This window comes from Pedobacter sp. FW305-3-2-15-E-R2A2 (assembly GCF_038446955.1).
Classification (GTDB): Bacteria; Bacteroidota; Bacteroidia; order Sphingobacteriales; family Sphingobacteriaceae; genus Pedobacter.
In genome coordinates this window covers 3,109,136-3,133,050 of the sequence record NZ_CP151803.1, presented here as the reverse complement: position 1 = coordinate 3,133,050, position 23,915 = coordinate 3,109,136, and the positions used below count along the sequence as shown (strand labels likewise).

Sequence of the window (23,915 nt, the reverse complement as noted above, 5' to 3'; positions counted from 1 at the left end):
ATCTTTGACATATGGTGGGGGAACATCGGGACGCACTCAACATTGATGAATTTGAAGTACTGTTCCACAAGAATCATAAATTCTTGTGTATGATTGCTATGGACTACGTCCACGATCAATTCATCGCCGAAGATCTCGTCCAAGAATTCTTCATCAACTACTGGCAAAGACGTGACCTCATAAACCTTACCACCAGCTTTGAAGCCTACGCTCGCAGAGCAATAAAATACAAAAGCATCGACTACCTTCGAAAAACTGCCATTGCAGAAAAGCGAAACACTGAACTAACCATACTCGAAGAACAACAAGCAATCTTAGACGAGGAAGAAGATCTGGAGCTCCAACACCAACGCTATATAAAAATCATCGAGATGATCCAGTCTCTCCCACCCGATCGCAGAAAGATTTTTATGCTCCATGCAATGGACAAACTCAGCTATGCCCAAATCGCCGAGAAGCAAAGTGTTTCCATTAACACCGTAAAAACTCAACTAAAAAGAGCATATAACGCATTAAGAACCAAAACTCTTGGTTTACTCATGAGTATCCTGTAAATAAAAAAACATTTTTAACAACTCATAATCAATAGATTACAACATAATCACATCTTTTTTAAGAGCTGCTGTCACCCATCTCCTACTTTCCTACGACACAGTATTGATTATGAATAATAAACTAACACCATTTGGCCCGGATTGGGATAAAGTTCTGGATAAACTGGAGGCTAATAAAGCCACCGGCCTGGAATTGAATACTGAAGAAGAAGATCTGTTAAAAGAACTTCAGGAAATCAGAACTGATGCCGCGCAAGCTTTTAAAGCCTACAATACTTTCGATACTGATAAAAGGTGGGCTGAATTAAAACAACAAATACAGCCAGAACACATTGATAAAAATGCTAACAAGAAAGGTCAACAGATAAAACTATGGCCAAGGATTTCAGCAGCCGCTGCAGCAATTCTTATCATTGTTGGTATCGGACTTGCGCTTCAAAAAGAAGATCATGATGTAAAAAACATCTTCCATAACGACATTCCAGCTGGCATAAACTCTGCAACACTAACCCTGGACAACGGTAAAAAAATCATCCTGTCAAACGCCAACAGCGGACAACTTGCCTCAGAAGCTGGCATCCTGATTACCAAATCAGCCGACGGAGAGGTGATCTATAGCATAAAAGATCAAAACAAGGGTGCTGCAAATAAAACCCATACGCTGGAAACTGCAAACGGTCAAACCTACAAACTCCAACTCCCGGATCACAGTGAAGTATGGTTAAACGCTGCTTCTTCCATAAAATTCCCTGCATCTTTTGCCGGACTAAAAAGCCGTAAAGTAGAACTCACCGGAGAAGCTTACTTTGAAATCTCCAAAGACAAAGAACACCCTTTCATTGTAAAAACCAACCAACAGGAAGTACAAGTCCTCGGAACTCATTTCAACATCAACAGCTACCCAGATAAACAAAACACCAGCACTACCCTACTCGAAGGAAGTGTGAAAATCACCAATGAACATCAAAAAGAACAATTACTAAAACCAGGTGAAACAGCCCTCGTAAACAACAGCGAGAACATCCTCGTTTCCCCGGCCGACATCAAATCAACCCTAGCCTGGAAAAACGGAGACTTTCGTTTCAATGAAGAACGCATCGACGAAATCATGCTGAAAATCAGTAGATGGTATGACATTGAAGTCACCTACCAGGGCCCTGTTTCTAAAGAAAAATTCAGTGGGAAAATCTCCCGGAATAAAAACATTAGCGAAGTGTTAAACATGCTCAGCTATTCCAATGCCGTTAAATTTATTGTCGAAGGAAGGAGGGTGACCGTAATGAAGTAAAATCTTACCTAAACTATTAAAGCCAGACCAAAATAAAAACACCAGTCCGACGCCAATCGAACTGGTATAAAATAAGGTCGGCCGTCAACAAAATTATCAACTAACCGCTAAAGGCTGCGATCTCGAAAATACAAGGCCAATAGCTTCAACCAACCTAAACAAATGTACAAAAATTGCACTCATCTGCGGTATCGCCAAGGCGCGCAGTATAAACTATGGAGAATCATGAAGCTAACCACTTTTCTCTTATTTGCATTGATCATGCAAGTCAGTGCTGGAACCTACGCACAAAAGATCACCCTTTCTGCAAAAAACGCAGAACTGTTCACGATTTTTGATCGGATCAGCGACCAGAGTGGATATGATTTTATTGTCATCTATTCGCAACTGAAAGATGCCAACAAGGTAAACATCAATGTACAGAACGCAGAGCTGAAAGATGTGCTGGAGCAGATCTTCAAAAACCAGCCGCTCGAATACAGCATCAGCAACAAAACCGTGCTGATCAGGAAAAAGGAACGCAGTTTTGTGGAGGAACTGATCCATCGATTTCAGGAAATTGATGTAAAAGGAAAAGTTCTGGACGAGAACAACCTTCCGCTTCCTGGTGCAACCGTAAAAGTCAAAGGAACAAAAAAACAGGCCCTCACGGATCAGAACGGAGAATTTCGCCTGAGTAACGTAGACGATAAGGCGGTGCTTGTCATCTCCTATCTGGGCTATCAAAATAAGGAAGTTGCCGTTCAGGAGAACCTGGGCAGCATCAATCTGACGGAACAAACCGGACAACTGCTGGAAGTTACGGTATCAACCGGATATCAGACCCTTCCAAAAGAACGCGTTACCGGAGCATTCTCCAGCATCCCGGCAAAAAAACTGGAGCAACAGCGCCTAAGCAGTATGGGCTCTTTATTGGAAGGCCGGATTGCAGGATATAACAATGGCCTGATCAGGGGAACCACTTCTATGAGAGGGGTAACCAATCCTTTATTCGTGGTTGACGGCTTTCCCGTAGAGAACACCAAATACAATACCAATGGCTCAATTACCGAAAATGTTCCGGGACTAAATCTGGAAGATATCGAAAGCATCACCGTATTAAAAGACGCAGCAGCAGCCTCTATCTATGGGGCAAGAGCAGCAAACGGCGTAGTGGTCATCGTTACCAAAAAGCCTAAAAAAGGTAAACCTCAGATCTCGGCTTCCAGCACAATTACACTTTCTTCCAACGGAGTATACACCGATAACCTGACCAATTCGGCAGATATTGTGAGCCTGGAAAAAGAATGGGAAACCAACAATCCAAAGCTGAAAGCTGCAAATTCTGCCGCCTATGCTGCGAATGTATTGACCAATGCAGGTTACCAGAGCCAGGGCATCAAGGCCATCCTTGCAAAATATGCCGGAACATTAACTCAGGCCCAACTGGATGCCAAGTTAAACCAGCTGGCTTCATCTGGTTATCAATATTATGATGACATGGAAAAATACAGCAAACGCAATCCATTCTATCAGCAATACAATGTGAGCGTTGGCAGTGCTTCCGAAACCAACTCTTTTTATTCGTCACTAACCTATCGCAACAATAAGTTCGAAGACAAATATACCAAAGACGAAAGCCTTGGTCTAAACATCAACAACACCACAAAGATCAATAAATGGCTGACATTGGAGCTCAGCAATTACCTGTCTTATAACGACGCTACACAGCAAAACTACAATACTCAGTCTCCGCAGTATGCCTACCTGCCGTACGACCGCCTAAAGAACGAAGATGGCACCAACTTCACCTCTACCGGTGTCTCCCGCCTTAGCGCTAATACCATGTCACTGATCAATTCCAATGGTCTTTACAGCATGGACATTACCGCATTGGACGAGCAGAGCCGTAACCTGGGCAGGTTAAAAAGTTTCAGCAACAGGTCATTCATTAAATTAAATGCAGACATCACCAAATGGCTGTCTTACCGTTCTACTTTTCAATACGAGTTTGGTTCAGATCGTTTCAACAGATTGTTCGATAAAAACTCTTTCTATGTGAGAGATCAGGTAAACGGCTATGCCGGAAAAGTTGCCGGAGGACCGGTAACCTTCAACATGCCTTATGGAAATATCAATTACGATCAGGATAGTTTTAGTTCTGCCTATAATTTCCGCCAGCAATTAAATGTCGACAAAACATTTGGAGACAAACATAACCTGACGGCCATCGTAGGTACGGAGATCAGAGATACAAAACTGGAATTTGAAGATCAATACCTGTACAACTACGATCCTAAAGTTTTATCCTTCGACCTGATCAACGCCAAAGCTTTAGCTGCCGTACCAGGTGCAATTCTTGGCGGTAAATCTTTTTCAAACAGCAATATTGCCAGTCAGCGTGAAAATGTCAACAGATTCGTATCTGTTTACGCAAACGCAGGTTATGCCTACGACAGCAAATACCTGGTTACAGGAAGTTTGCGCTGGGACCGTTCCAACTTATGGGGCACCAATTCCAAATACCAGAACAAACCACTTTGGTCTGTGGGTGCAGGATGGAACATCTACAAAGAATCCTTCTTTAATGCCGACTGGGTAGACCTTTTGAAATTAAGGGTTTCTCATGGTATCGGTGGAAACATTGCTAAAGATGCAGCGCCTTACATGACGGCCTTTTACCGCAGTAATAATAACGTAGGTGGTTTACAGGGAACCGTTGGTAACCGTCCAAATCCCTTATTATCCTGGGAAAAAACAACCACCAACAACGTCGGTGCAGATTTTGCCTTTTTCAAGAACCGCATCAGCGGATCCCTGGATTATTACAACAAACAAGGTAAAGACCTCTTAGCAAGCACCATGGGTGTACCTACAGAAGGATTTGGCTTTAGCACTTATGCGATCAACAACGGCGAAATGACCAATAAGGGAATTGAGTTGTCTATCTCTGCGGATGTGATTCGGAGCAAAGATTTCACCTGGAATACCAGCATTTTATATGCGCATAACAAAAACAAGGTGACCTATGTAAATGTCGAAGCGCCGGTGTATTATTTACAGCTGGATTACCCTCAGGCCTATCCAAGAATCGGAAATCCTTACAATGCGATTTATAGCTACCGTTGGGCAGGATTAAGTGCCGACGGCCTTCCACAAGTGTACAATGATAAAGGGGAAAAAGTATTGAATTCTCCAGCTACCTTAGGCTCTATTGTGTACAGCGGTTCAACGGTTCCTACTTATAGTGGTGCCTTTAACAACTTGTTGGAGTATAAAAATTTCTCTTTTTCATTTTTGCTGACCTTTGAAGGTGGACATAAAATGAGAAACACCTTCCTTCCGGTATTGGGAAGTGCGTACAACGGCGCTCTTGGAGGTTATGTAACTCAAATCACTGCGGTCAATAAAGAGATCACCGACAGGTGGAAAACGCCTGGTGATGAGAACAGAACCGATATTCCAAGATTGGTGTTTGCAGAAGATCCTGCCTATAACAGTCAGAGTGCGGAGATCTACCAGAAAGCAGACATCAATGTGATCGATGCTTCAAATATCCGCCTTAGAAACGTCTCCCTCGCCTATCGCTTACCGAAAAACCTGCTCAAAAAAGCCAACCTGGAAAACCTGAGGTTCCAGTTCAATGTGGAGAACGCATTCACGATAGCGAAAAGTAAAGAAGCCAAGTATTTATTGAATGGATACCTGCCTGCAAATTATGTATGGGGAGTTTATCTTAATTTTTAAATCAAGAAGATGAAAAAGATATTATCAAATACACTGAAAATCTCAGCACTGATACTATTAGTTAGTTTTAGCAGCTGCAAAAAATTCCTGGACATTGTCCCAAAAGGTCAAAAAACGCCAACTACATTGGCCGATTACGAAGCTATGATTCGTGATGAGTATGGAAACCAACGTACGCCAATTACGCAGGCCATCCTGTTGATGAACGATAAGTTTGAAACGACGGCGAACCTGAATTATTATCCTTTGTATTCGGCCAATTATTTCTGGAATGAGAATACAGACCGGATTCCGATCAGCGGTAGCGATGAGGGGACTTATTACACGCCTTATACCGGAATATCGACAAGTAACCTGTTAATTGAGCATGTTCCTGCGGCAACGGAAGGCTCAGATGCAGATAAAGCACAGCTGATTGCACAGGCAAAAGTGTTGAGGGCAGTAAATTATTATGTACTGGCCAATAATTTTGCAGACACTTACGAAGCTGCTAACGCAGCCAGTAAGCTATCTGTGCCACTGATTCAAAGTGCAGACATTAATGCCCCGCATACTCAGGTGAGCATCAAGGATTTGTATGCCTTCATGCTGAAAGACATCGACGAAGCGATTCCAAATCTTCGCGCCACAAGCGCGACAGCCCTGCATCCGAATTTAGGCGCAGCTTATGCACTTAAAGCGCGCATCTACCTAACGATGGGTCAGTATGCAGATGCGCTCAGTGCGACAAACGAAGCATTGAAGTATAACGATAAACTGTTCGACTGGCCTCAATTTTATGCCACCTACAAAACCCAGATCGAGGAAGCAGACAAATATACCAATGCACCTTCACCTATGGGGTTTGATTTCGTAGAGAACTATTACTATCGTCATGGCAGCAGTAATTTCTCAGGACGTGAATCTGCTTTGAGAACCGATCGTGCAACTAAATTTGAAACCGGCGATGCGAGGTTTGCTTCCCGCTGGAAGTTGAGAACGGTTGCTGCTGATACCTATTACACGAGCATCACTATTGGCTTTTTTAACTATGGAGGTCTGACCACCACTGAGGTGTACCTGATCAAAGCCGAATGCCAGGCACGTCTGAACGATGTTCCCGGAGCAATGAACACCTTAAATGCGGTGCGTGTGAAAAGGATTTTCGCTCAAAATTACGTACCGCTGTCTGCATCAAACACAGTTGATGCTGTTAAGCTGATTCAACGTACAAAGGCTAATGAGCTGATCAACAGCATTACCAACTTCGCCGATGCGCGTCGTTTAAATAAAGATCCGAACTACGCGACCACTTTAACAAAAACAGAAAATGGTCAGAATTATTCACTCTCTCCTACTTCTCATTTGTGGACGATGCCAATCCCATTGGGCGCCATTAAAAACCCGGGCAATGGTACCATTGTACAAAATGTAAGCAAATAATCATCTTAAATAAAAGATAAACAACATGAATAACATCAAAAAAGCATTGACCATACTGCCACTTGCAGCAATCATCTGTTCGGGCACACCAAGCTTTGCTCAGAATGGCAAATACCTTTTAAAGGGAAACATTGCCAAAGCAACAGGTAAGATCTATCTGGGGCATGAGCTAAACGGCAATCAGGTAACGGTGGATTCCGCTAAAGTGACCAATGGTGAATTTGTATTCAAAGGAGCTGTTAAATCTCCGGGCTTTTACAGTCTGAGCAACAAGGGCCTGAAATACCCGATTCAATTTATCCTGGAAAATTCAGCAATTACGGTAACAAAAACAGCCGATAGTCTTGCGATGGCTCAGATCAAAGGATCTGCAGCTCAGGATGTATATATGGGTTTTTATAATGGCCCATGGAAAGAAATCACGGCAACAGCAGGTGGCATTTATGGTAAACTGGATAAAGCAGAAAAAGCAGCGAAAGCTGCCGGAACTAAAGTGGATTCATTGACACGTGCCGGAATTGATCAGGAATTTGCAGCCCTGGATAAAAAGAATCAGCAGGTAGTAAAAGACTACGTCGCTAAACATCCTTCCTCGGCGGGTGCTGCAGCGATTATTTACGATCGCTTTATCGGCTATCCCAACTTCCCTGTGGCCAAAGAGTTATTTGCCGTTTTAACGAAAGAAGCGCAACAATCTGCTGTCGGTGCGATGGTCACCAAATCCCTGGCAACTGATGCAAAAACGGGTAAAGGTAAAATTGCTCCTGCAATCAGCATGGCTGATAAAGATGGAAAGATCGTTAAGCTGTCTGATTTCAAAGGCAAGTATGTGCTGATCGATTTCTGGGCAAGCTGGTGTGGTCCTTGCAGAAAAGAGAATCCCAACGTAGTTGCTGCTTACAAAAAATACCATGACAAAGGATTTGAAGTTTTAGGCATCTCACTCGACTCTAAAAAAGAGGCCTGGTTAAAAGCAATTGAAGCAGACGGCTTAACCTGGACACACGTCTCTGAATTGAAAGGATGGCAAAATACTGCAGCTACAGAATACGGTGTAAAAGCAGTACCTGCCAGTTTCCTGATTGATCCAAATGGAAAAGTCGTAGGAAAAGATTTAAGAGGAGAAGAACTGAATAAAACTTTAGCCCAGTTGTTTAAATAAAAAAACAACTACATAAAGCAAAACAACGCCTCATCAATAAAATGATGGGGCGTTGTTTTGCTCTGCTCTTTTTATAGTTGATCACAATGCTTTATTCTTCAAAGGGCTTTTATCATTGTTTAACAAAGTATCTGCAATGGATATCATGCCGGCATTATTGGCCCCACCCCAAATCGATCTGCCAAAAATATAGCTTATGGTATATTCTCTCCAGGTGCCGCAGTACTTCTTTAAAGCAGTATGCGTTTTACCTAAATAATCTTTAAGTTCTTCTTCTGAAAGATGGCCTAGTTCAAAACAGCAACGGGCTAAAAATGCGGCCCTGCCAAGATTCCAACCGCTGTCTTTTATCTTTTTAAGTTCAGAAAAATGGCTGATTACATTTGCTTCTATCAGCTCTGGGATGGCGTTGCCTAAGTTTCTATACAGATCTAAATAATATTCAAAAGCACCTTCATCGGTTGGCAGATTCGCTTTTAAAAGCGCTTCATAATTGCTTTCATCTTCTAAAGCTTGGTACACAAAATCTACGTATTCGTCTTCGTTTCTGTGGAGCAGGTCTATCAATATTTTCAGGGCATCATCTCTATCATAAACGTCCCAATATTCTTCTACCAATTTTTTGATAGTAGATAGACTAAGTCCTGTTTCATAAGAGTTTAAGTATGCCGATTGTTGTTCGGCATACATGGAACTTACGAGTAAACAATCTAAATCATAGCCGTTCAATCCATTTTTATTCATGCTCAATTCTTTGAATAGGGCATTGAAAACTTTAAAAAAGTTGCTCATAGTTGTTTAGGTTGTTTTTAAATTGCTAAACCTACTTTGCAAAATGTCCACAAGTTTCTCGCCTACTACCTGGTATTTGGCTCGGGTAGCCAGTTGTTTTTTCATATTTAACATATCGGCAGGACCAGGTGTGTAATTTACCCGGTCGTGAATTTCGAGGGATAAAGAACTGTCATCAATGTTAAATGTAATGAGATGCACTTTAGGTAGATATTCTTCGGCAGCTTGTGAATATACCCCCAATTGCGATTTTAATACACCTGAGTATTGCAAGCTGGCAGCGGCTATTCTAAAGGTGTCAAAAATAATATGTTCGTCTAAATCGCCCTCTGTATTGGTGCTTAGAAAATGTAAATCTTTGCCGCTTAATACCCAAAAACAATCCGTTTCTACCCTGCGTAGTCTTAGTCCAATGGCAGATAACGCGATGTTTTTCACGCCATCGCTCACTATTTCCTGTAATTTATTACTGGTAGATTGCGGTACGGATGCCCCTGTAAAAGCATCAATAGGCTTGTCTTTCATCCATTGCTTTAGCTTCGCAAAATCTTCATTTAACAGCTCTTGTTTGTAAATATCATATCTGCTGCGTTCCTGTTCTAAATTGATTTCGGATTTTGCACTACTGTGCTGAGCGTTCATATACACCATGTAGCACACACCAGCAATTATTACAATTACGGGGATTAAATATAAAGGATTCATAAGAATGATCAGGTATGTTAAATTTTGACAGGTTTTACCTCTTTATCTTTTGAAGGGATCACTCCATAAACAATGATACCTGCAATGATTAAGAACACCAGTTTTCCGCCTGTTTTTTTCCAAAAAGACAAGGGGCTTCCTGCAGTTTCTATATCGATATTATGTTTTTCCTTTAATATTTTGGCCATTTGTGCATCAACTTCTAAATAGCTGGTGTTACCCTCATCGCTCAACACATATTTTCCATCACTATTCCAAAGAGACATCCAAAGCGCTCCGTATTGTTTGTACATATAGGCTACGTTTACATTTTTCCCTATCAGTTTTGCAATCTCAGAATCTTTGGGTAATTCCTGCACAGTTTCTATGGATTCGCAGGGAATACAAATAGGGATTTTTGCTTTTGCAGATACTAAACTTAAGCTTGCAAACGCAATACATGCAGTTAAAATAATTGTTTTCATCATATCTATTTTTTGTTTCAAATAAAAGAAATAAAATCTAGGGTAGACAAGGCGATAAAGAAGTGCAGGCTTTCAGTTAACGAGCGCTACACTTAAACCGGAATCCGTAAAGTGACAATTGTGCCAGGAGCATCCGCCTGGGAATTCATCGAAAGTCTAGCCTCTCCTAAACCTTCAGTTTGTAAATGCTGAATTCGTTCTGTTACAATTTGGGTGGCACGCGAAGTATGGGTGGGCTGATCAGTGGTATCCAAACCAACGCCATTGTCCTTAATGATGATCTTTAAAACCTCCTTGTTAATGGCCATTGATACGTGTATATGACCTTTATAACTGATGTTCTTAAATCCATGTAAAATAGAATTCTCTATAAATGGCTGAAGCAACATTGCCGGCATCTCTATTTCATCAAACATATTGGCAACCTCATTGTCCAATTCAAATGCATAGTCGAATTTGCCTGGCATCCTCATTTGCTGCAGCTTTAAATAGTTTTCCAGAAAGTCCAGTTCAGATTTCAGGTCAATATTTCGTTGGTTACCTGCAGTTAGTTTCTCTCGCATCAAAACGGAAAAATGATCCAGGTAAGTGAGGGTCTCCTGAGTTTTCTCTTGCCGGACCAAAGCACGAATACCCGCTAAGCAATTGAAAATAAAATGAGGGTCCATTTGGCTCCGCAACAACCTTTGTTCCAATTCAAGTTTGACATTAAGATCTGAAACCCGCTTATTTTCGGTAATGAGTTGTTTTCTCCTTCGGTCTAAAAACAGTAATAATATCATCGCAAATAGCAATCCTGAAAAAAGGATAATCACCACCAACCAGAGCCTGTTCAACTCCAATTGTCCCTTTATCTTACCTATGTTTTTATTTAATGCACCAATTTGTTGGTCTTTTTGCACTGTTTTATAGAGCGAAGATATTTCGTTTGCTGCTTTTCGGTTTTCATTTTTCTCTCTCTCATTCTTTTTTTGAACATACGCTTCAAATGACGATTGTGCCTTTTTATTATCGCCACGAACGATAGCAAACGCGATCTTATTCTCCAGATACATCAGGTAATTATCTGCATCAGATTGGCTTAACCGCTTGGTAACTTCACGCTCTGCCACATGTGCTTTTGACAATTGATGCTGGTTTACATAAATGCCCAATAGATTGTTGTAGGCCATAAAAGCATTGGAGGTATCTGCTTTATAGGCTTTTAATTGATAGTAAAGGGCAGAATCTAATTCTTTACCTTCGTAAAATATTTTTGCTTTTGATATATAATAATTGTAATCTATACGGGCAAGTTTGGTTTTCTTTCTTAATTCTGTGGCCTGATTTAAATAGAATCGAACGGAGTCATTAGCCAGTCCTTTTTGATCTAAATGCCCTAGTGAAAGCAATAAATTCGCGGATATAGACAAGTCTTTTGCCAACATACTGGTATCTTTTTTCAAAAGAAAGAGTATTTTCCTGGCAAATCTATTAGATAAATCCAGTCTGTTATTGAAACTGTTGAGTTGTGATGCCCATAATAAAATAATACCGGAAGATTTTGGAAAACTGAGCTTCAAATTGCCAGCATCAATAAGATATGCCGCTTGTGTGTAGTAATAGGTTGCCGCATAATATTGCGCTTTTTTTTGCTCAAGATAGCCCATCCAATAGAAATTGGTAGCTGCCTGGGCTCCATTTTTTTCCGACAACGGCAATATAGTTAAAGCTTTTTGGGCCATATCAAACGAAGCAGAGTCTTGTTTATTTTTAAGTAAGCAATAGCTGAGGTAAAAATAAGCCCGGCTAAGTATGACGCTATCCGTTTGATTTTCTTTTATTAATTGTTGTAGTTGTGGTATTGCTTTTTTAGGCTGTTTACTTAGTTTTATCTGCTCAGATAAGCTATCCAGTAACTGGCTTTGATTGATTCGCGGAGAGGAAGGGCCCCCGCAGCTGATAAATAGGGTAATGATTAGCCAAATAGAGAGTAGGCAGGAGATCTTCAAGGGTTTATTAGGCATTATTAATTGTCATTTTTTGCATCAATACATCTTTCTTACGGGTAGATACAGGCACTTGTATACCACCTTGTAAAAAAACAAAGCCATCATGATGGTACGAAATAATAAAGTTTAGACAAATCAGAAAAGATTTATGAATTCTCAGAAACAGACCTTCCGGCAACAAGGTTTCATATTCTTTGAGTGTGGTACTTGTTGTAATTTCTCTGCCATCAAGTAAAAAGAAGGTCGTATAGCCACCATCTCCCTTACAATATAGAATATCGGAATGGCGCACAAAATACGTTTCATTTAGGGTTTTCAATACCAACCTTGTCGATTGCTTATCGAAGAGGATTTCCTTTTGTACCGCATGCAAGACATTAGGTCGCAAGCTGGCTTTATCGAGGGCATCATACAATTCCTTTTCCTTTACGGGCTTCAACAGATAATCCAATGCCCCCGCCTTGATGGCACGTAGTGCATAATGCGCATAGGCAGTTACAAAAATTACCGAAAAAGGTGTTGAAGGAAGGCGCTCCAATATTTCAAAACTCTGGCCATCAGAAAGTTCTATATCCATCAATACCATATCCGGAGCCGCAGATGGGAGGAGTAGTAATGCTTCTTTTATCGAGCCGCAGGCCCCTACGATAACATCATGAGTCCGCGCACTAACTAATTGTATCAGTTCTTCCCGTATTTCCGCTTCGTCTTCGACGATAAAAATTTTAGCCATTCGTGCAAAAAAAAATAAAAATAGGCATTTATAGACAAAGCTAACCTGCTTTGTTGTTAATTACTTTTTATGCACCCCCCTGCTGCAATTGACCCCATCAGGGCCACTATTCAAAAAATAAAAAACCATTCGGGAAGCGCACTTGTAGTTATAGGACATACCGACGTAAAACAAAAAATAGTATTATGGGACAATTGAGCAATAGAACCATTGCCGTATTATCGGAAAATGGCTTTGAAGAAACAGAATTGACAAGCCCGGTTCAAAGGTTAAAAGAAGAAGGCGCTACCGTTCATATCATTTCAGCTAAACCGGGAAAGATACAAGCCATGAAGGGCGATCACGAATGGACGATTTACGTGGAGGTAGACAAAACCCTCAGCGAAGCAAATCCGGATGAATACAACGGACTGCTGATTCCAGGTGGTGTATTGAACCCGGATTCACTCAGAAAAAATGAGAAAGCGATTGAATTTGTAAAAGCCTTTTTCAGCGCGGGAAAACCGGTAGCAGCGATTTGTCATGGCCCACAGGTGCTCATCACCGCAGAGGTGGTGAAAGGCAGAAAACTAACTTCCACAAAAACCATAAAAATAGACCTGGTGAATGCCGGAGCAGATTGGTACGACGAAGAGGTAATTGTTGATGAAGGCCTGGTGACGAGCCGGAGCCCGGAAGATCTTCCCGCTTTTAATGATAAAATCGTAGAGGAGTTTGCAGAGGGCGTTCATGAGGGACAACATTCTTAATCATATGATGAGTAAAATTAAAAACCTGGTCTCCGGCCTTGCCGGAGCCATCGCATTGAACGCTTTACATGAAAGCCTGAAGAAAACAAGTCCTGATATGCCGAGGGTAGATTTGCTGGGCGAAGATGCCTTGCAAAAAACGATTCGCTACTTCGGTGGAAACATCAGTGATAAGGACACTTTATACAAATCGACCCTTGCTGGAGATATTGTAGGTAATGCCCTTTATTATAGCCTCATCGGGGCCGGCGACCGGAGATATTTATGGCCAAAAGTTGCGGTGATGGGCCTCAGTGCCGGAATAGGTGCAATTACATTACCAGAACCCATGGGGCTTGACTCAGACCCGGTGGCCAGAAATACCAAAGTAAAAGTACTCACCGTAGGTTACTACCTGTTGGGCGCTGTGGTAACGGGCCTGGCAATCACGCTGTTTAAAAAATCCTAAATCATCATCTTATGAATTATAAAAAGTTAATCGACTCCACGTTAAGTAATCATCAGGACAAAAGCTTAACGGCTTTTGCCGGACTGATCGGTTTAGCCACAGGTGCTGCTATTGCTGTTTTATTCGCACCGGATTCCGGCAAACGATCCAGAACTAAGCTAAGCACAGCTGTACGGGCTCTCTTTGGCCAATTCCGGAAAAACAACACCGTAACGACTAACGAATCGGACGACCAACAGATCACTGATCTTCGTGAAACGGTAAGGGAACATGCAAGTCAGCTGGAAGGTTCAGAAAGCAACCGTAAAGACCCGACTAAAATTACCATCCCTTCGGCCGGTACAACAAACTGGAAAAAACAGTTGATCGAAGAGTAATCGTTAAACAGACAGATAAAAAATAAAGAAGCCTTGCTAAAATAAAATAGCAGGGCTTCTTCTTGAATATGGCTCTGGCCACCATGCCTGAATGTGATATTTACAGCATAAAAATAGAATATCCGGATATATAATTTGTAAATTCCCGACCTGCAACATCTCGAATTTAGCAATATGACAAAACAGAACAATAACCCGTTTATTCTTGCGCTCAAAGCCCGTAACCTCACCGTAGAAATTCATCGTCATTCGGCCTACCAAATCGTTTTCTCAAACGATACTCCATTTAATTCAACAATCAATGGAATACTTTATGAGCGTATTCACGGTTTTTTGATCAAGCCTCATGTTTCCCATTTTTGTGTTGCAGAAAAAGGAACATTAAATGTTTTAAATATAGAACCCTACTCAAATATTGGTTTAGAACTGGCAGGCAGGTTTAATGAAAATCAGGATTATGCTGTTTTTGATTCGCCACAGGAAACAAATGCATTCTTTCAGACCCCAAAGGACAGCTTAGATGTCCACAAGATAGTGGATACCTTACTCTCTAAATTACCTTCAATAGCATATGATGAAAGGGTTACCAAAATAGTCGAATATATCAAGGCTAACTATTTTGAACAAAATATAACGCCACAAACATTTGCCGATATAGTTTTTCTTTCGCCATCCCGTTTGGCCTCACTCTTTAAGGAACAAACTGGTAGCAGCTTATCCAAATATTTACTATGGACAAGACTGCGCCAGGCTATTTATATCACACTGTCCGACAAAGACAGAAGCCTTACCGATATTGCCTATGACACCGGCTTTTATGACCTCCCTCAATTCAATAAATACATGTATGAAATGTTTGGAATGCCGCCTAAAGCCCTGAAGCACAATAGTGATTTAATTGAAATTTATTAGCCTGCTAATTGTGTTTGATCGTCATTTGCCTCGTTAAAAGCCTTGTCCTCATTAACTCCTTTAGTGATTTTATATTAAGATCATATAATCATTCGCTTTCTTCTGGCCTCATGCTCCGTTACCGTTATTATTGTCGCCTTTTATCTTCCTTCCGGCCCCCGCTGGCATTGTTGTGCATTTGCTCAAAACACCTTTGTTTGATACAGAACAGTGATCTGATACAAGTTTGACGATCTGGCTATTTACAACTTTGTGATATCATTTTAAACCATTAAAAATAATATCATGAAAGCAATAGTATATCAAAAATTCGGAACCACGGAGGTGTTGCAAATTGTAGAACAACCAAAACCTGCGTTTAAATCAGATCAGGTGCTGATCAAAGTAAAAGCATTTTCCATCAATCCCATGGACTGGAAAATCAGGAAAGGTGAAATGACATTAATGTCGGGCTCAAAATTCCCAAAGTACACGGGTGCTGATTTCGCTGGCATCGTGGAAGATATCGGGCCTTCTGTAACAGGCTTCAAAAAAGGCGATGAAGTTTTTGGTGTAGTAAAAAATATCATGAAAGAAGGTGCTTCAGCTGAATACGTCGTCCTGACATCTTCCCTGATCTGGAAAAAGCCTGCTGACATCAGCTTTGCGCAAGCTGCTGCCATTCCCATAGTTGGTACTGCAGCGATGACTGCTTTGGAAAAAATGGGTACTATCGACGCCCAAACCAACATTCTGATCAATGGAGCTACCGGAGGTTTCGGAATGTTCTTACTTCAATTATTAAAACAACGGGGTGCCAACGTAACTGCAGTTACAAGCAGCAAAGGAATGGCATTTGCAAAAAAATGGGGAGCAAATCCGGTGATAGACTATGCCAGGGAAAATGTGCTGACCAGTAAAGCCACTTACGACATTGTGATCGACCTGTCAGGAAAAATGGGTTACAAAAACGCCAGACAGATAATGAAACCTAAGGCCCTGTTCCTGAACCCAACACCAAAACCGATTGAGATCCCGCTCTCACTTTTTAAAAACCTGTTTACCTCCCAAAAGCACATTGTAATGCTCTCCAGTCCTTCCACTAAATACACAGCTATTTTACTAGGCGCACTAAAGAACGGGTTAGAGATTGAAGTCAATAAAAAATTCCCATTCGCGGGGTACAAAGAAGCATATGAGTATGCTGAACAAGGCGGTTACATCGGAAAAGTTGTCGTAGAAATAAGTTAAAAGCGCCACACTTAATAAACAGAATAATGCTAACAAAAATAGACAATACCATCAAATACGGTAAACAGCATGGTGGCTTTGGAATACAAATTTTATACCCTGGGCTTATCCTCCCCCGGTTAAACGATACTGGCTTTTCCACAATCGGAAGGATTGACCATGCGCGGATAACTCCAGGGACACTGATCCCCATGCATCCACACCAAAATGATGAGATTCTCACTTATCTGAGAAGCGGCAATGTTAAGCATCTCGACACTGAAGGATACACGGATGTGATCTCAAACCAGAGACTAATGATGATGAATGCCGGAGCAAACTTCTATCACGAAGAGCAGGTATTGGAAGAAGGCGGAGTTTTAGAGGGTCTGCAAATATTCATCAGGCCGGAAACCGCGGATCTTCCTCCACAAGTTCAGTTTCATCAATTGCCTGAAACTTACAGCAGGAACCATTGGCGGAATATAGCAGGCAAAGGTGATGATTTCCCGCTTCAAATAAGGAGCAATACCTGGCTGATGGACCTGCGACTGGAGAAGGGCGAAGAAATTGTTCTGCCCGAATCACCTTCTGAAAACTGTGTCTTCCTCTTCTATGTGTTTGACGGAAAAATAAACGTCAATGAAACCATGGTTCTTATCGGAGGAGAAAGTACACTGGTTGAAATGGAAAGCCCAACATTCCGCGCAATGGAAACAAGTGATGTCATATTGTTCATCACGCAGAGAGATGCGCACCATTTTGACGAGGGAAGTTATAGCGGCAATCTCCATTAGCTACTACGAGAACAAGAACATTGATAATCAGACCAACACATAAAGACACTGGAGATTCCAAATTAGGCTGGTACTCATGAAAACAGTAAAATCGATGCTTAAAAGCGCGCTGGATATTATAAAAAATGATCTGAAAACCGGGCAACTGGAAAACGGAACGACCTGGAAAGAACAGTGATCTGATACAAGTTTCACTTTTTTAATCACCACATCTTTGCATAGTAATCATCAACAACAATTTAAAAATACTAAAATGAAAAAGAAAATAGTAATCCTTGGCGCCACTGGAACGGTGGGTAGTAAAATTTCAGAAATTCTTTTAAACGAAGGACATGAGGTAACATTAATAGCAAGACACACCGAAAAGTTAGAAAAATATCACAGTCAGGGGGCAGAAATAATTGCCGGAACGATAACCGATGTAGAAATGCTGACCAGTGCCTTCAAAAATGCCGACAGCGCTTTCGTGCTTTTACCAGATAATGTAATGGCTGAGGATACACGGGCCTACCAAAGAAAAGTTACCGGTAAGCTGATTGAAGCCATCGAAAATTCAGGCATCAAACACATTGTAAACATGAGCAGTCTTGGCGCTCATATGCACGAAGGAAATGGCATAATGGGCGGTACAGCTGAACAGGAAGTCAGGTTAAACCAACTGAACGGTGTTAATGTGTTGCACATCCGTTCTGCCTATTTTATGGAAAATTTCCTGAGAACGATAGGTCTGGTTAAAAAAATGGGTTTCAATGGTACTGCAGCAGACGGGGACCATTCCATACCGATGGTGGCTACACGGGACGTGGCAAAAATTGCAGCCGGACATTTGGCAAACCTCGACTTCAGCGGAAAAAGTGTCCATGCCGTGATGGGACCAAGAGACTATACCTATAGAGAGCTTACCGGCATTATTGGTAAAGCCATTGGCAACCCTGATTTGCCATATGTGCAGCTCCCGGTTGAACAGGTTAAGCAGACGTTCTTAAGCAATGGTTTTTCAGCTGATTTCGTGGATAATCTGATTGAAATGGGAACGGCAATTAAAACCGGCTTTATGAATTATCAAAAAAGGGATGACGATACGACCAGCCCTACCACAGCAGAGGATTTTGCAAATCAGGTTTACCTGCCACTTTACAATTCGTAACAAAGACCAACCATAAAATTAAAAGCATCATGAAATTATTAGAAAAAATACAGTTAGGAAATCTGGAATTAAAGAATAAAATGGCAATGTCTGCAATGACCAGAAGCCGTGCTGATCATAACGGAATCGTAGGCGATTTGACCGTTCAATATTATACGCAAAGAGTGAGTGCAGGCATGATATTCACCGAGGCGATCAGGATTAGTGAAGCAGCAACTGGCAGTCCGCTTACACCTGGCATTTACACGAGCGAGCAGATCGAAGCCTGGAAAAAAGTCACAAAATCTGTACACGATCATGGAGGCCTGATCATTGCCCAGCTCTGGCACACAGGTCGTGCAGGACATTCAATAGACAGGGATGGTAAATTACCGCTTTCCCCATCTCCACTACCTATACAGGGCATGCAACATTTCACTTCAGAAGGTCTGAAAGATTACGAAACGCCCCGGGAAATTACCATTACCGAAATCAGGCAAACGATTGAAGACTACGGGCAGGCAGCAAAAAATGCAATTGAAGCTGGTTTCGATGGTGTAGAGCTTCATGCGGCAAATGGTTATTTACCAAGCCAGTTTCTCGCGGAAAGTGCCAATCAAAGAACCGATGAATATGGCGGGAGCATTCCCAATAAAGCTCGTTTTGTGCTGGAAGTAATGCAGCAATTAATCAGCGCTGTTGGCGGTGATAAGGTAGGGATTAAGATTTCACCTTTTCATCCTTATGGCAACATGGTTTTGGATGATCCTGCCGGCACTTACATTTATTTAATTGAAGCGCTTAACAAACTGAATTTTGCCTATGTAGAATTAATGAAACGCAGCCCATACTTCCCCTCACCTTCTCACTATCCGGCAGATGATGAAATAGAATTGTTTGGCAATATGATACAGCAAACGGTTATTGCAAACGCAGGCTATGATAAAGCTTCTGCCGAAGCAGAACTTAAAAAGGGCATAGCGGGGCTCATCTCGTTTGGCACACTGTTTCTGGCAAATCCTGATCTGCCAGAACGATTCGAAAAAGATTCAGCACTTAATGAACCAGACAGGGCAACGATGTTCGGTGGTGGAAAACAAGGTTATATCGATTATCCTACGCTAAAAATGCCAATCATAAGAGATATAGTTTGAGCTTTAAATAAAAACGATCAGCATCAGATAAAACCATAAGCAGTTCAGACTTGTTACTATATCGTAAATATATTTTTCACCAAAATCTACGATCATGAACAACAAGGTAAGTAATCAGAAAAAAGATTATGGGCAAAAAAAGACTGTTTATAAAGAAACAGAAGCGCGCATTAATGACAAAAAGAAAGATAACGGCGAAACTTCATCTATTGCAGATATGGGAAGAACAAACCTGGTCTCCAGGCCGGAGCGGAAACATAAACCTCTGGGATCAAGTCATGAGCCAGGGACAACTCCAGGCACCGATATATAAAAACAAAAAAAGGACACCGGTTAACCGCCGGTGTCTTTTATATAAATAGCAAATACATACCTCATGGAAGATAAAATATACTGGGTTTTCATCCTGGCACTGCCTGTTTCCTGCATCGCCTGGACGGTCACAAAAGAACAGATATTTAAAGAAGCACAGGTGTTTTTTTCAAACCAGTCTGAAAAGAGCCGGTATATTCTGGTAAGGAAAATTTGCTACATGTTCACTTGTGAGTACTGCTTCAGTCATTATGTAACCCTACTCCTGCTGATCATCACACAATACAAACTACTGTACCCTGATTGGAGAGGTTATCTGATCTCAGGTTTCTCAATAATATGGATCGCAAATGTTTACATGAGCTTATATAACATCATTCGCATCGACCTCAAAAAAGAAAAAATAATTGCCAAACAGCAGGAGGATAAATTAAAATCCGATAAAATTATAGTAGTGGACCAACATTCATAACCCATGCCTTCAAGTGTAATTAAAAGCTTTGATTACGACCAGGATTCAACTGCACTGCTGATCACATTTGTATCCGGCTTAAAGTACAGGTACGCGAATGTTCCTCCTGAGATATTTACGATGCTAAAAGCAGCGGGATCAAAAGGAAGGTACTTTAATCACCACATCCGGAATAAATTCAAATACAGAAAAATCAGGAAGCATTAAAACACATGTGCCCTAGAAATACCTCGAGCGGGTAATTTGTTTAGAATTAAATAAAGATTAGGATATTGTTGTCGCGAATACTATATTTGCGACAACAAAAGAATATCCACGATGAGAAAATTAGAATTTGCGTCCCTGCAAGTCAGGGATCTGGAAGCCTCGAAAGAATTTTACACCACAAAACTAGGTTTTGAAGAAGCAGGAATACCCAACCCACAGGCCTGTGTTTTTAGCTACAACAAGGGCGAGGCAAGTTTTGCCATCAGAACGCCCATCGCCAACCTGGAAGGAAAAGAACTGGGCGTCGGTGCTTCACTCTGGTTCGCAATTGAGGAGGAAATAGAGGACCTGCAGGCCCGGTTATTGGCAAAGGAGGTAACACTATTGGGACCAGTTCAGACCACACCTTTCGGGAGGATCCTGATTGCCAAAGACCCGGACGGATACAACATCACCTTTCTAAAATCAAACTAATTCCCGTACTGAATTTTATCTGCAACAAGAAAAGCTGAGACGATGTCCAAAAAAATTGAATTTCATTTTAAAAAGCCGGAAGACAGCCCAGGTTATCTGCTCGGACAGCTCACCATGTTATGGCAGCGGAAACAAAAGCGGGTCTTAGATCCTTTAGACCTGACGCATACCCAGTTCGCCCTGCTCTGTGCACTGGCCTGGTTATCCAGGGAAAGTGATCAGGTAACGCAGGTCGATATCGCCAACCAGGGCAATGCCGACAGGATGATGGTGTCAAAAGTATTGAGGACACTGGAAGAGAAGAAATTCATCACCCGCCATGAACATAAAACAGATACCAGGGCGAAGACCATCAGACTGACCCCGGAGGGAGAAAGCGTACTGCAAAAAGCCATTGTCTCTGTAGAAACCGCCGATATGGATTTCTTTGATAAGCTGGGAACAGATCTGACCACCTTTAATTCAAAGATGGCGGCACTGATCGAACAGAACACTAAAGAAATATAAAAAATCATTCCTTGATTTGCTTACAAGCTTCAGGGGTTTGCATACATGCGCACGATTTGGCTTAGCGACCTTTGGATCATGGAAATAAAACAAATAGCATTGGGCAGCCAGGGTTTGGTTGTGCCTGTGATCGGCCTGGGCTGTATGGGCATGACGGGTTTTGAAAAGGCACATATGTATGGTCCTGCGGATGAGCAGGAAGCCATCGCGACGATCCAACGTTCGCTGGAGTTAGGCGGTAATTTTTTAGACACTGCCGATCTGTACGGACCGCTGAAGAATGAGCAGTTGATCGCTAAAGCGATCAGTGGCAAACGTGATCAGTATATTTTAGCGAGCAAGTTTGGCTGGGAGATCGATGATGACAATAAGGTAACCTGGGCCATCAATGGTAAGAAAGACTATGTAAAGAAATCTTTGGAGCGTTCGCTCAAAAATCTGAATACGGATTACATTGATCTGTATTACCTGCACCGCCTGGATAAAAATACGCCGATCGAGGAAACAGTGGAGGCAATGGCTGAGCTGGTTCAGGAAGGTAAAGTAGGTTATATCGGTTTGTCGGAAGTTTCTTCTGAAACGGTTAAGCGGGCACATGCCGTACACCCGATCACCGCCGTACAAAGCGAGTATTCTTTGTTCGAGCGGACGGTGGAAGAACGTGGGGTTTTGGCCACTTTAAAGGAACTGGGTATCGGTTTTGTAGCTTACTCCCCGCTGGGCCGTGGATTTTTATCCGGACAGATCAAAAGTATCGATGATTTGCCTGAGCATGATTTCCGCAGGGCAATCCCGCGTTTCCAGGGCCTGCAGTTTGACAAGAATATAGAATTGGTGAAAGCGATCGAAGCAATGGCTGAAGCTAAGCAGGTCACTTCTTCGCAGCTGGCTTTGGCCTGGATCATGAGCAAAGGTATCCTGCCGATTCCTGGAACGAAGCGCCGGAAGTACCTGGAGCAAAACATTGCGGCAACAACGATTGTATTGACTCCGGCGGACCTGTCACAACTGGAAAACATCGTGCCTTTAGGTACGGATACCGGCGCGCCTTATGATGAGTTCAGTATGGGTTTAATTGATTAGTTTTGTTTATGAACGCCATTAACTCCATATCAGAATTTCACCGTTTGCTGTCCTTAACAGAACCTCGCCACCCGCTGGTGAGCGTGATCAATCTGGCGGAAAGTGTTTTTTTGGAAGACGAGATCTGGAAGAGTTTCGTTAACCGCTTTTATTGTGTAGCGCTCAAACGGGAAGCCAAAGGTAAGATCAGGTACGGACAACAGCATTATGATTACGATAAAGGAGTATTGAGTTTTACCGCACCTAACCAGGTGCAACAACTGGACCTGCAAAATATGGAATGCGGGTCCGGTTATCTCCTGATCTTTCACCCGGACTTCCTGTTACAGCATACACTGGCGAACAGCATTCATCACTACGGTTTTTTCGATTACGCGGTTAATGAAGCGCTGCACCTGTCGGCGGAGGAAGAAGATGACCTGATCACGATCCTCCATAAAATTGATAAGGAGTGCCAGCATATCGATAAGCATACCCAGGAGATCATTCTGACGCAGATCGAGAGCCTGCTAAAATACTCCAACCGTTTTTATGAGCGGCAGTTTTTAACCCGCAAGAATAACAATTCAGCGCTGCTGACGAGGTTTGAGCAGTTGATCGATGACTACTTTAACAGCGAGGTACAGAGTTTGCTCACGGTACAATATATTGCTGCACAGATGAACCTCTCGCCGAACTACCTGAGTGACCTGCTTCGGGTTCATACCGGGCAGAACACACAGCAGCACATTCATGAAAAACTGATCGCGAAAGCCAAAGAAAAACTTTCCACGACCAGTCTTTCGGTTAGCGAGATTGCCTATTCCTTAGGCTTTGAGCACGCGCAATCCTTTAGCACGCTTTTCAAAAAGAAGACGAATTTATCGCCGCTGGAATTTCGTCAGGCTTTTAACTGAAAGGATCCTGGTTTTCAAGCAAAGTTTTTCTAAAGCATAAAAACAATCCAGTTCAAAATGTAATGGATCAGAACCGCTAGTAATCCCGTCACAGAAATGGTGTAGTTAATTTCCATGATACTATCTCCATATCTACTGTAAAGGTAACAAGCCTATATGAACATAAAGTTACGAAAAAAACCACACAACAATCAACACAAACACCTATTAATCAGTCAATTAATACACACCCCACAAAACAGACCATATTGGGATTTAAAAGATTATTTTTATATATACCTAATTAACTAAAGATTTTATAAAAGTAAAACACCGCCTCATTAAAATTATAAGGCGGTTTATCTACTCCCATTTC

25 protein-coding genes are annotated in these 23,915 nt (G+C 41.9%); 20 read left to right on the top strand and 5 right to left on the bottom strand.

Annotated elements, in window-relative coordinates:
• Nucleotides 1-89: 89 nt before the first annotated feature.
• The 5 genes from AAFF35_RS12680 (at nucleotide 90) to AAFF35_RS12660 (ending at nucleotide 8,152) form a co-directional block, all read left to right on the top strand.
• Nucleotides 90-554 carry a sigma-70 family RNA polymerase sigma factor gene (locus tag AAFF35_RS12680; RefSeq protein WP_342332880.1) on the top strand — a complete coding sequence of 155 codons (465 nt, stop codon included), beginning with the start codon at nucleotides 90-92 and terminating at the stop codon, nucleotides 552-554.
• A gap of 109 nt (nucleotides 555-663) precedes the next feature.
• On the top strand, nucleotides 664-1,842 hold the full coding sequence (locus AAFF35_RS12675; protein WP_342332879.1) for a FecR family protein: 1,179 nt from the start codon (nucleotides 664-666) through the stop codon (nucleotides 1,840-1,842).
• Nucleotides 1,843-2,067: 225 nt separating this feature from the next.
• The gene (locus AAFF35_RS12670) at nucleotides 2,068-5,568 is read left to right on the top strand and encodes a SusC/RagA family TonB-linked outer membrane protein (protein WP_342332878.1); all 3,501 of its coding nucleotides are present in this window, start codon (nucleotides 2,068-2,070) and stop codon (nucleotides 5,566-5,568) included.
• A 9-nt stretch (nucleotides 5,569-5,577) separates the two neighbouring features.
• Entirely contained in the window at nucleotides 5,578-6,990 is a 1,413-nt protein-coding gene (locus AAFF35_RS12665; RefSeq protein WP_342332877.1) for a RagB/SusD family nutrient uptake outer membrane protein, read from the top strand.
• Nucleotides 6,991-7,015: 25 nt separating this feature from the next.
• Complete coding sequence (locus AAFF35_RS12660) at nucleotides 7,016-8,152, top strand: TlpA disulfide reductase family protein (RefSeq protein WP_342332876.1); 1,137 nt, start codon at nucleotides 7,016-7,018, stop codon at nucleotides 8,150-8,152.
• Between the two features lie 81 nt (nucleotides 8,153-8,233).
• Here the strand turns inward: AAFF35_RS12660 and AAFF35_RS12655 are convergent, their stop codons facing one another.
• The 5 genes from AAFF35_RS12655 to AAFF35_RS12635 form a co-directional block, all read right to left on the bottom strand.
• A complete protein-coding gene (locus AAFF35_RS12655) occupies nucleotides 8,234-8,896 on the bottom strand; it encodes a DUF1266 domain-containing protein (RefSeq protein WP_342332875.1) in 663 nt (220 codons plus the stop codon).
• A gap of 54 nt (nucleotides 8,897-8,950) precedes the next feature.
• Nucleotides 8,951-9,649 carry a hypothetical protein gene (locus tag AAFF35_RS12650; RefSeq protein ID WP_342332874.1) on the bottom strand — a complete coding sequence of 233 codons (699 nt, stop codon included), beginning with the start codon at nucleotides 9,647-9,649 and terminating at the stop codon, nucleotides 8,951-8,953.
• A 17-nt stretch (nucleotides 9,650-9,666) separates the two neighbouring features.
• Nucleotides 9,667-10,116 carry a hypothetical protein gene (locus AAFF35_RS12645; RefSeq protein WP_342332873.1) on the bottom strand — a complete coding sequence of 150 codons (450 nt, stop codon included), beginning with the start codon at nucleotides 10,114-10,116 and terminating at the stop codon, nucleotides 9,667-9,669.
• 89 nt (nucleotides 10,117-10,205) lie between these two features.
• Nucleotides 10,206-12,119, bottom strand: a complete 1,914-nt coding sequence (locus AAFF35_RS12640; RefSeq protein WP_342332872.1) for a histidine kinase — start codon at nucleotides 12,117-12,119, stop codon at nucleotides 10,206-10,208.
• A complete protein-coding gene (locus AAFF35_RS12635) occupies nucleotides 12,112-12,837 on the bottom strand; it encodes a LytTR family DNA-binding domain-containing protein (RefSeq protein ID WP_342332871.1) in 726 nt (241 codons plus the stop codon). The genes AAFF35_RS12640 and AAFF35_RS12635 overlap by 8 nt, the downstream gene beginning before the upstream one ends.
• A gap of 185 nt (nucleotides 12,838-13,022) precedes the next feature.
• Between AAFF35_RS12635 and AAFF35_RS12630 the strand changes: the two genes are divergently transcribed.
• From AAFF35_RS12630 to AAFF35_RS12560, 15 genes are all read left to right on the top strand, one after another.
• A complete protein-coding gene (locus tag AAFF35_RS12630; protein ID WP_342332870.1) occupies nucleotides 13,023-13,586 on the top strand; it encodes a type 1 glutamine amidotransferase domain-containing protein in 564 nt (187 codons plus the stop codon).
• Nucleotides 13,587-13,590: 4 nt separating this feature from the next.
• A complete protein-coding gene (locus AAFF35_RS12625) occupies nucleotides 13,591-14,034 on the top strand; it encodes a hypothetical protein (RefSeq protein ID WP_342332869.1) in 444 nt (147 codons plus the stop codon).
• 11 nt (nucleotides 14,035-14,045) lie between these two features.
• A complete protein-coding gene (locus tag AAFF35_RS12620) occupies nucleotides 14,046-14,411 on the top strand; it encodes a YtxH domain-containing protein (RefSeq protein WP_342332868.1) in 366 nt (121 codons plus the stop codon).
• Nucleotides 14,412-14,585: 174 nt separating this feature from the next.
• Nucleotides 14,586-15,323, top strand: coding sequence for an AraC family transcriptional regulator (locus AAFF35_RS12615; protein ID WP_342332867.1), 738 nt, complete (start codon nucleotides 14,586-14,588; stop codon nucleotides 15,321-15,323).
• 285 nt (nucleotides 15,324-15,608) lie between these two features.
• A complete protein-coding gene (locus AAFF35_RS12610; RefSeq protein ID WP_342332866.1) occupies nucleotides 15,609-16,553 on the top strand; it encodes an NAD(P)-dependent alcohol dehydrogenase in 945 nt (314 codons plus the stop codon).
• A 26-nt stretch (nucleotides 16,554-16,579) separates the two neighbouring features.
• Entirely contained in the window at nucleotides 16,580-17,329 is a 750-nt protein-coding gene (locus AAFF35_RS12605; protein ID WP_342332865.1) for a pirin family protein, read from the top strand.
• Between the two features lie 253 nt (nucleotides 17,330-17,582).
• Nucleotides 17,583-18,476 (top strand): NAD(P)H-binding protein, encoded by an 894-nt coding sequence (locus AAFF35_RS12600; RefSeq protein ID WP_342332864.1) that lies wholly within the window; start codon nucleotides 17,583-17,585, stop codon nucleotides 18,474-18,476.
• 29 nt (nucleotides 18,477-18,505) lie between these two features.
• Nucleotides 18,506-19,609, top strand: a complete 1,104-nt coding sequence (locus AAFF35_RS12595) for an alkene reductase (RefSeq protein WP_342332863.1) — start codon at nucleotides 18,506-18,508, stop codon at nucleotides 19,607-19,609.
• A gap of 94 nt (nucleotides 19,610-19,703) precedes the next feature.
• A complete protein-coding gene (locus tag AAFF35_RS12590; protein WP_342332862.1) occupies nucleotides 19,704-19,922 on the top strand; it encodes a hypothetical protein in 219 nt (72 codons plus the stop codon).
• Between the two features lie 63 nt (nucleotides 19,923-19,985).
• Nucleotides 19,986-20,393, top strand: coding sequence for a hypothetical protein (locus AAFF35_RS12585; RefSeq protein ID WP_342332861.1), 408 nt, complete (start codon nucleotides 19,986-19,988; stop codon nucleotides 20,391-20,393).
• Nucleotides 20,394-20,396: 3 nt separating this feature from the next.
• Nucleotides 20,397-20,600 carry a KTSC domain-containing protein gene (locus tag AAFF35_RS12580; protein ID WP_342332860.1) on the top strand — a complete coding sequence of 68 codons (204 nt, stop codon included), beginning with the start codon at nucleotides 20,397-20,399 and terminating at the stop codon, nucleotides 20,598-20,600.
• Between the two features lie 111 nt (nucleotides 20,601-20,711).
• Nucleotides 20,712-21,074 carry a VOC family protein gene (locus tag AAFF35_RS12575; protein ID WP_342332859.1) on the top strand — a complete coding sequence of 121 codons (363 nt, stop codon included), beginning with the start codon at nucleotides 20,712-20,714 and terminating at the stop codon, nucleotides 21,072-21,074.
• Nucleotides 21,075-21,116: 42 nt separating this feature from the next.
• Nucleotides 21,117-21,581 carry a MarR family transcriptional regulator gene (locus AAFF35_RS12570; protein ID WP_342332858.1) on the top strand — a complete coding sequence of 155 codons (465 nt, stop codon included), beginning with the start codon at nucleotides 21,117-21,119 and terminating at the stop codon, nucleotides 21,579-21,581.
• Nucleotides 21,582-21,659: 78 nt separating this feature from the next.
• Complete coding sequence (locus AAFF35_RS12565) at nucleotides 21,660-22,664, top strand: aldo/keto reductase (protein WP_342332857.1); 1,005 nt, start codon at nucleotides 21,660-21,662, stop codon at nucleotides 22,662-22,664.
• An 8-nt stretch (nucleotides 22,665-22,672) separates the two neighbouring features.
• A complete protein-coding gene (locus AAFF35_RS12560; RefSeq protein ID WP_342332856.1) occupies nucleotides 22,673-23,560 on the top strand; it encodes a helix-turn-helix transcriptional regulator in 888 nt (295 codons plus the stop codon).
• Nucleotides 23,561-23,915 lie beyond the last annotated feature (355 nt).